The 11,580-nt window shown below is 66.8% G+C and carries 8 protein-coding genes; 4 read left to right on the forward strand and 4 right to left on the reverse strand.

Translation table 11 applies throughout. The features are described 5' to 3' along the window. Positions 1–101 precede the first annotated feature (101 nt). A complete protein-coding gene (locus EYZ64_RS01265) occupies positions 102–3,152 on the reverse strand; it encodes an MMPL family transporter (protein WP_135451523.1) in 3,051 nt (1,016 codons plus the stop codon). A gap of 85 nt (positions 3,153–3,237) precedes the next feature. Here EYZ64_RS01265 and EYZ64_RS01270 point away from each other — a divergent pair, with 85 nt between their 5' ends. Further along, positions 3,238–3,804 carry a TetR/AcrR family transcriptional regulator gene (locus EYZ64_RS01270; protein ID WP_286174543.1) on the forward strand — a complete coding sequence of 189 codons (567 nt, stop codon included), beginning with the start codon at positions 3,238–3,240 and terminating at the stop codon, positions 3,802–3,804. A 7-nt stretch (positions 3,805–3,811) separates the two neighbouring features. Here the strand turns inward: EYZ64_RS01270 and EYZ64_RS01275 are convergent, their stop codons facing one another. Beyond that, positions 3,812–6,463 (reverse strand): ATP-binding protein, encoded by a 2,652-nt coding sequence (locus tag EYZ64_RS01275; RefSeq protein ID WP_135451525.1) that lies wholly within the window; start codon positions 6,461–6,463, stop codon positions 3,812–3,814. Between the two features lie 225 nt (positions 6,464–6,688). Here EYZ64_RS01275 and fadD4 point away from each other — a divergent pair, with 225 nt between their 5' ends. Together fadD4 and EYZ64_RS01285 are read left to right on the forward strand one after the other, a co-directional pair. Next, positions 6,689–8,209 carry a fatty-acid--CoA ligase FadD4 gene (gene fadD4 / locus EYZ64_RS01280; protein WP_135451526.1) on the forward strand — a complete coding sequence of 507 codons (1,521 nt, stop codon included), beginning with the start codon at positions 6,689–6,691 and terminating at the stop codon, positions 8,207–8,209. A 5-nt stretch (positions 8,210–8,214) separates the two neighbouring features. Next, the gene (locus tag EYZ64_RS01285) at positions 8,215–9,108 is read left to right on the forward strand and encodes an enoyl-CoA hydratase/isomerase family protein (protein WP_502703000.1); all 894 of its coding nucleotides are present in this window, start codon (positions 8,215–8,217) and stop codon (positions 9,106–9,108) included. A gap of 5 nt (positions 9,109–9,113) precedes the next feature. On the opposite strand, the gene EYZ64_RS01290 is transcribed toward EYZ64_RS01285, so the two are convergent. Beyond that, a complete protein-coding gene (locus EYZ64_RS01290) occupies positions 9,114–9,542 on the reverse strand; it encodes a nitroreductase/quinone reductase family protein (protein WP_135451528.1) in 429 nt (142 codons plus the stop codon). After that, positions 9,539–10,792, reverse strand: a complete 1,254-nt coding sequence (locus EYZ64_RS01295) for an NADH:flavin oxidoreductase/NADH oxidase family protein (protein ID WP_135451529.1) — start codon at positions 10,790–10,792, stop codon at positions 9,539–9,541. Before EYZ64_RS01295 ends, EYZ64_RS01290 begins: the two co-directional genes overlap by 4 nt. Positions 10,793–10,927: 135 nt before the next feature. On the opposite strand from EYZ64_RS01295, the gene EYZ64_RS01300 reads away from it, so the two are divergent. Beyond that, entirely contained in the window at positions 10,928–11,494 is a 567-nt protein-coding gene (locus EYZ64_RS01300) for a TetR/AcrR family transcriptional regulator (RefSeq protein WP_135451530.1), read from the forward strand. Positions 11,495–11,580 lie beyond the last annotated feature (86 nt).

Genomic DNA, 11,580 nt, shown 5'->3' on the forward strand with positions numbered 1-11,580 from the left:
CACCCTCGTGATTTCACGAGGGTGCGCGTTTTTGTGTGAAAGCGTTGCGCATCACGTATGTAACGCTGTGGCGATTTTCGGCACGAATCTCCGCCGTAGCGTTACGCGCGTGCCGTCTCGCGGGAGGGCCACCACATGCGCTCGCCCAGCAGGCTCATCGCAGCGGGAACCAGATAGGTGCGCACCACCGTGATGTCGAGGAGCAACCCGATGCCGATCGTGGATCCGATCTGCACCAAGTTGAGCACCGTCCCACTCGTCAACGCGAACATGGTGATCGCGAAAACCACTCCGGCGGTGGTGATCACGCTGCCGGTGCTGCCGAATCCGCGGATGATGCCGCTGATCACTCCACTGTGGGATTCCTCGCGGATGCGGGCGGCGAACAGCATGCTGTAGTCGGCGCCGACCGCGACCAGTGCCATGAACGACACGGGGAACACCGACCAGTCCAGGCTGATGCCGATCAGGTGTTGCCAGATCAGGGTGGACATCCCTGCCGCGGCTCCGAAGGACAGCACCACCGCGGCGATCATCAGGACCGGGGCCACCAGGCTGCGGAGCATCACGATCAGCACCAGGAGCACGGCCGCTACCGCGACGACGCCGAAAAGTGCGAAATCACGCCAGGTTTGGTCGACATGACGTTGGGACAGCGAGGCCAGGCCGGTTGATTCGATCTGGGCATGTTCCAGCACGGTTCCCGTCGCGGCATTGTTCGCCGCGGCGATGACGTCGGGTACCGCGCCCATCGCCTCGGCGCCATACGGATTCACCGCCCAGACCACCATCATGCGTGCACTGCGACCGTCCGGGGAGATGAGCAATTGCTCACCGGCGGTGAGGCGGCGGTCGGTGCGGCCCTCCTCTGGCAGATAGAAGCCCCGCCCCGCGCCGGTGCTGGTGTCGGCCGACATCCGATGCAGGAAGTCCGAGGCGCGTGACAGCCCCGCACTGAGTTCGGTGGTCAGTGTGACCATGGTGTCGGTACCGGTCTTGACCTGGCCCAGGCCCGCGGTCAGACGGCCCAAACCTGTTGTGAGTTCATTGATCCCGGACAACAGCCGGCTCAGTTCCTGACGGGTCTGCTCGGGGGTGCGGGTGCCGAGTTGATCGAGCATGGCCCGCAGCTTCTTGATCGCCGCCCGTAGGTCGGGCAGCGTGTCCAGAGCCGTGGTCACCGGTCCTTCGGGGACCAGGGGCGCGACGAGGGTCAATCCGTCGATTGCCAGCTGGGCGCGTCCGCCGGTGGCCGCGTTGAGGTCGGCGAAGGCCTGCCTGGCGCGCAGGCATGAGCTGTCTGCCGCGCAGGCGGCCGACGGCTCCGGCCCGGTGAGCGGATCGAACACAGCGTGCAATGCGGCCGTGGGAGCCGCCAATCGCTCTCGGGCGGAGTCGATGTCGTCGACCACCCGATCCAGGGAATCGGTGGCGTTGGAGATGCTGCGCACGGCGGTCACCACGTCCAGTGACCCGCCGGAGAGGTTGCCGACCACCCGATCGGCGGATTCCAGCGTGCCGAGCAGGTTGCGCGCCAAGTCGACGAGGGACCGGGCGCCGTCGGTGAGTTCGGGGAGCCTGGCGGCCGCATCCGCTGATCCGTCGTGCAGTTGGGTCACGCCGGAGGCGAGGCGTTTCAGCTGCGGGATGGCCTCTTCGACGCGGTCGTGGGCATCGGCCAGGCCGGCGCCGACCTGCGCGGTCTGCGAGCCGATGGCCGTCTCGGGCAGCGGTTTTCCCTCGGGCCGGGTGATCGACCGAACGTAGGCCACCTGCGGAAGGTTGCCGATCGACATGGCGATCAGATCCAGGGCGGCCAGGTCGTTGGTGTTGCGCATGTCGTGGTCGGTCCGGATGGTGATGAACTCCGGAGCCGCCTCGTTGACGCCCCAATGGCGGTAGACGGCCTCGTATCCGCGCTTGCTGTCGGTGGCGCGCAGTTGCATCGCGTTCTCGTCGATGTTCGGTTCGAAGGTGAACAGCACTGAGCTCATGGCGATGAGAAACGCCAAGGACGCCGCGACGAGCGCCGGTGCACGACGGATGATGGCGGCGCCGCGCTTGCGCCAGCGTCGTTCATCGAGCGGGCGGGGCTCGGCGTATCCGCGCCGCCCCCACAGCGCCATGATCGCGGGGGTCAGCGTCAGGCTGACTGCCATGGTTATCGCGATCGACAGGGCGATCGGAGGTCCCGCGGTGCGGAACATCCCGATCTTGGTGAATACCATGGCCATTCCGGCACCGGCGATGGTCAGCGCGGAGGCGATGACGATACCCGCGGTGTGCGCACCGGACCGGGCAACCGCGTCGTCGACGGCCAGCCCGCGGCGTCTGCCCTCGTGATAGTTGGCCAGCAGGAAGATGCCGTAGTCGGTCCCCGCTCCCAGCACCATCGCGGTCACCAGGGCGATGGTGAAGTTCGAGACGGTCAGCAGATCATGGCCGCCAAGCAGGGAGATGACCGGCCGCGCGACCGCCAGCGAAATACCCACGGTGAGAAGGGGAATCATCGAAGTGATCAGCGACCGGTAGACAGCGAGCAGCAGCAGCGTGATCAGAACCACCGAGACCACCGTGATGATGGCCAGCGAGGTGTCGATGGCGGAGAACAGATCCGACAGAGTCGGTGCGGCCCCGGTGAAATGCACATCGAGCCCCGATGGGCGGGGGAGTGCATCGACTGCGGCGCGGACGTTCTCGGTGGACCGGTGCGCACGGGTGGAGCCGACGTCGCCGGTGGTGGCGACGATCAGGTGGATGGCTTTCCCGTCGGGGCTCAGGCCGATTCCCTCGAGCCCCGGCGTCCCGTAAGTGTCGAGCACATACGCGACGTCGTCCTTGTCTGCCACCAACCGCGATACCAGATCGCGGTAGTACGCGGTGTCGGCCGGGTTGAGGACGCGGTCGCTGGACACCACGATGCTGCCGACGGCGGTGGTATCGGGGACGCCGAAGTCGCGCGACATCTGCCGCAGGGTCTCGGTGGTCGGGCTTTCCGGAGTGAACGGCGCGGAGTGCTCGGCCACCGTGCGTTCCAGCTGGGGGATGGCCAGGTTGAGTACGCCGGCCAGGGCCAGCCACGCCCCGAGAATCAACCACGCATGCTTCGCGCAGACCCTGGAGAGTTTGCCGAAGACCGCCAGATTGTGCATTCGGGCATCGTAGACCAATCGGTCTATGAGTGGTCGACTAGGATGGACCAACTGGTCTATTTCGGAAATGGAGAGGGTGGCGGCGGTGGCAGGCCCGCGCGAGCGTCTCATTCAGAGCGCCATCGAGCTGATGCGTGAGTACGGGGTACACGCGACGGGTCTCAGCGATCTGCTGGAACGCAGCAACACCGCTCGCGGGTCGATCTACCAGCACTTTCCAACCGGAAAAACTGAACTGATGGAACAGGCCACGCTGGAGGCCGGACGGATCATCACCGCCAGGATCCAAGAACTGACACAGACCTTGCCTGCCGAGGACGTCATCGGCGCCTTTGTCGCCGGGTGGAAGCAGAACCTGATCGACAGTGACTTCACTGGGGGGTGTCCCATCGTGGCGGCCGCGCAGGCCGGTCCGGATGCGCTCGTGGTGCGGGAGGCCTCGGCCGCGGTGTTTGCTGATTGGTCCCGGGTGATCGCGGAGTCGATCGAATCCAAGGGTGTTGACGCCACCACTGCGGCCTCCCTCGGCAGCTTCATCGTCAGCTCACTGGAAGGTGCCATCATCCAGTGCCGCAGCGCGAGGTCGCTGCAGCCCCTCGACGACGCCTGCACCAGCCTGATGTTGCTGCTGCGTGGGATCGGTGCGGACTGACTGGGGGTTACCCCGCGGTGCCCAATTCGGACCGGGCCCGGCCGATCTGTTCGAATGCGTAGTCGGCAACCTCGGTGGTGGTCATGCTTGCGCCGGCCGACGCAAGTGACCGGTAGCGGTCTTCACCGAGAACTTCTTTCAGATCCGCGATGGCGGCGTCGATCTCGGGGAAGCCCGCGCGCGCCATCGCGGTCGAGGCGAAGCCGCTGATGGTGGCTGCCGGTTGGTGTCCGCCGAGCCGGTCGAGCAGTGCGGTGAGCAGTCCCAGTGCGTTGCGCATCAGTTCGACGGTGCCGGAGTCGTAGTAGTGCCGGATGGCTTGGGTGATGTAGTCGAAAGCATCAGTCAGCTGGCCGCGGTCGGCGGCGAGCCCGGCCAGCAGGCAGGCGAAGATCGATGTCTGCTGTCGATCGCCGCTTTCCTGGGCGAGCTGCCACCCTCGGCGGAGGGCCTGGTAGGCAACTGCGGGCTCAGTCTCCCGGCGGGCCCAGCCGTACCCGAGCAGCGCGGCACCCGCCAGGGCGGGGTTGGCGAGGCTCTCGGCGTCGGTGGGCAGCCGCGCCGACTCGTTCATCGCTTCCGCGGTGGCTCCGCAGACAGCCAATGTCACCGCCAGGACGGTCTGGTTGGCGGTGTGGCGCTGGGGTAGGCGAGCGATCGTTGCCCGGCACCACTCGATTGCCCGGTCGGGCCGGCCCGTCGTGTTGTATCCGGCGGCCACCACGCACGAGAACTCGTCGCCGACATCGTCGAATTCTCCGCTGCCGATCGCCGCCCGGCTGGCTTCGGCGTACTCGTTGAAGTCGTCGACGCGTCCCAACGCGGCACAGTTGGTGGCGCCCACGAAGAGTTGAGCCAGTCTCGGATGGTGTGCTGCTTGGGCCGTCGGGAGGATCTCCTCGACCCAGGCCAGGGGTTCCCACTGTTCGAGGAAATATCCGAAGTAGATGGCATTCACCGCGACTGCGGCAGCCGCGTCGAGATCGCCGTTGTCGGCGGCCCATCGAAACGCTGTCCGCAGGTTGGGCAATTCGGTTGAGAACCATTCGTAGGCCTCGCGTTGCCTCGGGCTGTCCCACAACGCGAGCACTTCGGACTGCAGGCCCGCGAAGTAGTGTGCGTGTGCTGTGCGTACCGCTTCCGAATCGCCCGAGCCGACGAGCTGCTCCTCCGCGAATTGACGGATGGTCTCCAGCATCGAGAAGCGAGTGTGCGATGTTGTGGGGTCTGCCACCAGGAGCGACTTCCGGACGAGGGCGTCGAGCAGATCCAGCGTCCCCAGTTCGTCGTCGGAGCCGGCGACGGCGCACGCCGCAGCCAGGTTGAATCCCCCGTTGAACACCGAAAGCCTTGTCAATACGGACTTTTCATCGCGGTCGAGCAGGTCGTAGGACCATTGCACGGCGTGGCTCAGCGTCTGGTGCCGTTCCAGCCCCCGACGCGAGCCCACGAGCAGCCGGAAACGGTCGTCCAGCCGATCGCGGATCTCGGAAGCCGTCATCGACACCATGCGTGACGCCGCGAGTTCGATCGCCAGTGGAATTCCGTCCAGGCGACGGCAGATTTCCACTACCGCGGCGGAGTCGACCGGCGAGGCGAATGAGGCGCGGGGCGAGACCGCCTGAGCTCGATCGATGAACAGTGCCGCGGCCGCGGAACCCGGGCCGTCGCGGATGTCCAGCGATGCCACCGGCCACAGCTGCTCGTCGTTGAGCCTCAGCCCTTCGCGGCTGGTGGCAAGGACCGTGACCGCCGACGACTGGGCGAGGATCGACTCGATCAGATCGGCGGCCGCGTTCAGGACGTGTTCGCAGTTGTCGAAAACCAGGATGCGGGAGCGTCCTTGGAGGGCCGCGGCAATGCTCTCGGTGACGGTCAACCCGGCTTGCTGGGTGATTCCGAGAATGGCCGCGACCGAGTCCGGGACCGCGGTCGGATCACCGACCGCGGCCAGTTCGATCACGAACGCGCCGTCCGGAAATGCGTCGAGCGAGCGGGAGGCGACCTCCAGTGCCAGCCGGGTCTTGCCGACCCCGCCGACACCGGTCAACGTCACCAGGCGATGGGATTTCAGCACCGTGTCCAACTCGGTCAGATCAGCCTCGCGTCCGATGAGGCTCGTGGTCGGAGCCCGCAGATTCCCCGGTCCGGAAGTGGTGGTGTTCAGCGGCGGGAATTCGGTGCGCAGGCCCGCGGCGTGGACCTGGTAGAGGTCAACGGGTTTGGCGATGTCGCGTAACCGTCTCGACCCCAACGAAATCAGGTCGACGCCGCTCAACAGGCCCGCCGTCACCCCGTCGAGCAGGATCTGTCCGCCGTGCCCGGACGCCATGATTCGGGACGCCCGGTTGAGGACGGCGCCGAAATAGTCGTCGTCGCGGTGTTCGGCTTCCCCGGTGGCCAGGCCCATCCGCACCGGCAGCCCCAGCTCCCGCTGTGCGCTCACCGCCGCTTCGACGGCGGCGGACGGCGAGGCGAACGCCGCACAGACGCCGTCGCCGGTGTGCTTGAAAAGTGTGCCGGCCTGCTCGGCTATCGCGCGGCGCAGCACCTCGTCATGCACCGCCAGGGCGGCTCGCATGCCGTCAGCGTCAGCTTCCCACCGTCGGGTGGAACCTTCGATGTCGGTGAACAGAAAGGTGGCGATGCCTGCTGGCATGTCGACGCCGTTCTCAGCGCGCTTCGATGAATCGCATCGGCGCTCCCCACGCTCGATCCGCTGGGCGTTTGGACATCGTAGGTCCGGCGGGCGCGGCTGGACTCGGGATTGGTGGTGCGGGTGGCCTCGGTGTTTCTGTAGTCAATCACCTGTTCACGGCGATTTCGGAGGGTGTAACCGCGCCCGTCTTGACACCTGTCAAGTGGCGCCGGTTACAGTGCCCTCATGCAGATCCGCGAGCATGCCGAGGCCAACCCCGAGAAGCCGGCGATCATCCTCCATCCGTCGGGCACCGTCGTCACGTTCGGTGAGCTCGAAGCTCGCGCGAATCGCCTGGCCCATTACTTCCGCCGGCACGGGCTGGAAGAGGGCGACGTGGTCGCGATCCTCATGGAGAACAACGAGCACATCCACGCCGTGATGTGGGCCGCGCGCCGCAGCGGCCTGTACTACGTGCCGATCAATACGCATCTGACCGCGGCCGAGGCGGCGTACATCATCGACAACAGCGGAGCCAAGGCCATCGTCGGCTCCGCGGTGCTCAAGGACATCCTGAGCGGTCTGGAGGCGGAGCTCCCCAACGGCCTGCCGGACACCCTGCTGATCGCCGACGGCGAGCTCGACGGCTGGCAGCGTTACCCGGAAGCTGTCGCCGACCTGCCTGCCACCCCGATCGATGACGAGCTGGACGGGGATCTGCTGCAGTACTCGTCGGGCACGACGGGCCGGCCCAAGGGCATCAAGCGGGATCTGCCGCACGTGCCGCCGTCGGAGACCCCCGGCATGATGTCGGCGTTGGTGAGCTTCTGGATGCAGCCGGATTCGGTGTATCTGAGCCCCGCGCCGCTGTATCACACCGCGCCCTCGGTGTGGTCCATGCAGACCCACGCTGCCGGCGTCACCACGGTGGTGCTGGAGAGGTTCGACGCCGAAGGCGCGCTCGACGCGATCCAGAAGTACGGCGTCACCCAGGGCCAGTTCGTTCCGGTGATGTTCACCCGGATGCTGAAACTCCCTGAGGACGTGCGGAATTCGTACGATATGTCCAGCCTGCGACGCGTGATGCACGCCGCCGCCCCGTGTCCGGTCGAGATCAAGAAGCAGATGATCGACTGGTGGGGGCCGATCGTTGACGAGTACTACGCGTCCTCGGAGGCCATCGGTGCCACGGTGATCTTCGCCGAGGACTGGTTGACCCACCCGGGTTCGGTCGGCAAGCCGATGAACGGTCTCGTCCACATCCTCGATGAGGACGGCAACGAAGTCCCACCAGGTCAGGCCGGCGAGATCTACTTCGAGGGCGGGGCCGATTTCGAGTACCTCAACGACGCCGAGAAGACCGCCTCCTCGCGTGACTCGCACGGTTGGAAGACGGTGGGGGACATCGGGTATGTCGACGAGGACGGCTACCTGTACCTCACCGACCGGCGCCACCACATGATCATCTCGGGCGGGGTGAACATCTACCCGCAGGAAGCCGAGAACATGCTCGTCGTCCACCCGAAGGTGATGGATGCCGCGGTGTTCGGCATCCCGGACGACGAGATGGGACAGAGCGTCAAGGGCGTGGTGCAGACCGTGGACCCGGCCGACGCCACCCCGGAATTCGCCGAGGAGCTCCTCTCCTGGCTGCGCGAGCGTCTGACGCACTACAAATGCCCGCGGACGATCTCGTTCGAGGCCGAGTTGCCCCGCACCGATACCGGCAAGCTCTACAAGCAGGGGCTGATAAACAAGTACTCGTGACCGTCCTGGAGCTGCCCGCCGGCATCCGTGTCGGGGTCGACACCCCGACCGATGCCGCGACGTTCACGCTGACCGAACGCCCCTGTGACGACCGGCGGGTGGTCACCGTGGACTCGGTCGAGCAGGCTCTGGACGAACTCACCGAACGGTGTCGGACGTGGCCGCAGGCGGCCGCGGTCTGTGACGATGTGTTGCGGTCCCTCGACCCGGCCGGGCCGACCCGGGCCGGGGTCATCACCGAGTCGCTGGCGTATTCGACGTTGCAGTCGGGACCGGAGTTCGGCCGGTGGCTGGCCGAACGGGGACCGGCCACCGCGCCGCAGCTGCCCGATCCGGTGCAGGCTCATCGTGAGGGGAACACCCTGCACGTCCGGTTCAACCGGCCCCGGCGGCACAACGCGTTCTCGACCGACGCCCGCGGCGCACTTCTGGAGGCCCTCGAGGTGGCCCGGCTGGATCCATCCGTGGACGAAGTGGTGCTCGGCGGCAACGGCCGATCATTCTGCAGCGGCGGCGATCTGGCCGAGTTCGGCTCGTTCGCCGACCCGGCCAGCGCGCATCTGGCCCGTACCAGGCACAGCCCGGCCCTGGTGCTCGATGACATCACCCAAAGGCTGGGGCGACGCTGCCGCGCCGAGGTGCACGGCCAGGTGCTGGGCAGCGGCCTGGAGATGGCCTGCTACTGCGGGTGGGTCAGCTGCGATCCGGATGCCACGATCGGCCTGCCGGAGCTGGCGCTGGGGTTGATTCCCGGGGCGGGCGGCACGGTGAGCATCACGCGTCGCATCGGCCGGTGGCGCACGGCGTATCTCGTGCTGTCCGGGCGCACCGTCGACGCGGCCACGGCGCTGGCCTGGGGCCTGGTAGATGAGGTGGTCAGTGTGCCCGTGGATCGGTGAGAGCGTCAGTCGCTGAAGTCGATGCGCACCGAGACCGGATTGGTCTCCAGGGCCTTGACGACGCGCGCACCGATCGACCCGAACTTGCGGCCCCGCGCGACGACGTGGTCGTCGGGCCGGAACTGTGCGATCCCGGTACGCCATCGGTTCCCTTGCCGCAGACGGACGTTCGGGTTCGCGGCGATATTGCTGCCCCAGCCCGATCGGGTTCCGTGCTGGCAGATCACCCAGGCACCCGTGGCGTCGAACTGGGCGGAGACGGGCACCCTCCGCAACTGGCCGGTCTTTCGCCCGGTGGTCTCCAATTCGGAGGCCAGGGCGGTGCGCACGCCCAGCTTCCCCAACACGGTGATGGTGGGGTTCAGTAGATAGCGCCCGAGCGCCCGCTCCCTGCGGAACTTGCTCAGGGTCTTGTCGGGTTGAGTGCCGGTCATGAGTTCCTCCTTGCGCGGAAGGCGTCGAGCCCGTTGCCCTTCAGCAGCCGCAGTGCGGTGGTCAACGGGCCGATCGTCGGGTCCGGTTCGCGGCCCGCGCCCAGCCGGTGCAACTGGGTGGCATGCCACTGCAGTTCCAGCGCGCTGAGAAAGGTCTTGGCGCGGGCGGTGTTCGCGAGCCGCGCGGGCAGCCGAGGCGAGATGTCCGGAACTCGGAGGCGCGCCTGGCGTGCCTCCAGGAGGCTGTCGGCGGCCGCTGGGTTGACGGTCGTGGGCCTGCCCAGCCCGACCACGTCGGTGGCTCCCGACCGGACGGCCTCGCTCATCGCTGCCTGGGTGCGGAAACCACCGGTCACGGCCAGCGGCACGGCTCCGGAGACCTCCCGGGCCGCCAGTGCGTACTCGATGAAGTACGCCTCACGCGCCTTCGTGGAGGCCGACTGCACCACGGGCCTGCCTTCCATCGCGGGGGATTCGTATGTGCCACCGCTGATTTCGATCAAGTCGATATCTTCGGCGCTCAGCGCGGCGATGACGGCGCGCGACTCTTCCTCGGTGAAACCGCCGCGCTGGAAGTCGGCGGAGTTGAGTTTGATGGCAACGGCAAAGCCGGGGCTGACGGCCGCGCGCGTCCGCCGCACCACCTCGAGTACGAAGCGCATCCGGCGCTCCGCATCGCCGCCCCAGCGGTCGGTTCGCTGATTGGTCCGTGGTGACAGGAACTGGGCGACGAGATACCCGTGCGCACCGTGTATCTGGACTCCATCGAAGCCGGCTGCATCGGCGATCGCCGCCGTCCGCGCGTACCTGTCGACGGTGGCCTCGATCTCGTCGTCGGTGAGGGCGCGCGGCGCCTGCCACCCGGGCACGTTCATCCGGATTGGTGACGGCGCGACCGGCTGAGACCGGGTGGCCAGCGGATTGGCTTGTCTTCCAGGGTGGTTCACCTGCATCCAGATGAGCCCGCCGCCGTCCTTGGTGGCCTTGGCCCATCGGGACAGTCCGTCGAGGTGGCGGTCGTCTTCGATGACGACGTTGCCCGGCTCGCCCAGATGATCGTGGTCGACCATCACGTTCCCGGTGATCACGAGCCCGTACCCGCCCGTTCCCCAGCGCCGGTACAGCTCGATCAGCCGATGGTCCGGACCATGATGGGCATCGCCCAGGCCTTCGCTGAGCGCCGACTTCATCAGCCGGTTGCGCAGGACCTGGCCACTGGCAAGCGGCAACGGGTTGTGAATGTCTGGCATGGCCGTCTCCTCGAAATGGCGCCGGGGGATGCCTTCGCGACGGTAGTACACCGATCGGTCTAGTGCAACGTGTGGGTAGACTGATTGGTCTAGTATGTGGTGGGGGTGCTGAAGAGTACGGAGGCGACGAGCGCGATGTCAGCACGAGACACCTTGATCACGAGTGTGACCGGGTTGTTGCGGCGCAGAGGTGTCGCTGGAACCGGCGTCAGTGCACTGCTTGAGGACAGCGGCGTCTCCCGGCGGACCATTTACCTGAACTTCCCGGGCGGCAAGGAGGAACTCGTCGCGGAGGCGACCCGGGTTGCCGGGCAGACGCTGACGACGTTGATCCGCGCGACTGACGACGGACGCGACCCTGCCGAAGCGGTGCGGGCATTCATCGACCAGTGGAAACTGCAACTGGCGGAGACAGAGTTGCAGGCCGGCTGCCCGATCGTCGCGGCCGTCCTCGGTCGCTGTGAGGCACCCAGGGCCGCAGAGGTGGCTGCCGAAACTATCCAGGACTGGCAGGCGATACTGGCCGAGCGGTTGGTCCGGGCCGGTGCGGACGCGGATGCGGCTCGTTCCCTGGCGAACATGTCGATCGCAGCTATCGAAGGTGCCATCATCATGGCGATTGCGGCTCAGAAGACTGATGCCCTCGACGATGTCGGCCGGCATCTCGTCGAACTCACCAGGCTGTACCTGCCAGGCGCCTGATCTACTGCTTTAGCTTGCAACGGATTCTGGTGGCTGGTCTACAGTGCCAGTTGTGACTGGTGGCCCGTATTTCGATGACCTGGCGG

It is taken from the genome of Mycobacterium sp. DL99, assembly GCF_004762045.1.
Classification (GTDB): domain Bacteria; phylum Actinomycetota; class Actinomycetes; order Mycobacteriales; family Mycobacteriaceae; genus Mycobacterium.

Bases quoted from the DNA above. Each gene is read 5' to 3' on its own strand.
- EYZ64_RS01300 (WP_135451530.1), top strand. From the start codon at position 10,928: ATGTCAGCACGAGACACCTTGATCACGAGTGTGACCGGGTTGTTGCGG.
- EYZ64_RS01275 (WP_135451525.1), bottom strand. From the start codon at position 6,463: ATGCCAGCAGGCATCGCCACCTTTCTGTTCACCGACATCGAAGGTTCC.
- fadD4 (WP_135451526.1), top strand. From the start codon at position 6,689: ATGCAGATCCGCGAGCATGCCGAGGCCAACCCCGAGAAGCCGGCGATC.
- EYZ64_RS01290 (WP_135451528.1), bottom strand. From the start codon at position 9,542: ATGACCGGCACTCAACCCGACAAGACCCTGAGCAAGTTCCGCAGGGAG.
- EYZ64_RS01265 (WP_135451523.1), bottom strand. From the start codon at position 3,152: ATGCACAATCTGGCGGTCTTCGGCAAACTCTCCAGGGTCTGCGCGAAG.
- EYZ64_RS01295 (WP_135451529.1), bottom strand. From the start codon at position 10,792: ATGCCAGACATTCACAACCCGTTGCCGCTTGCCAGTGGCCAGGTCCTG.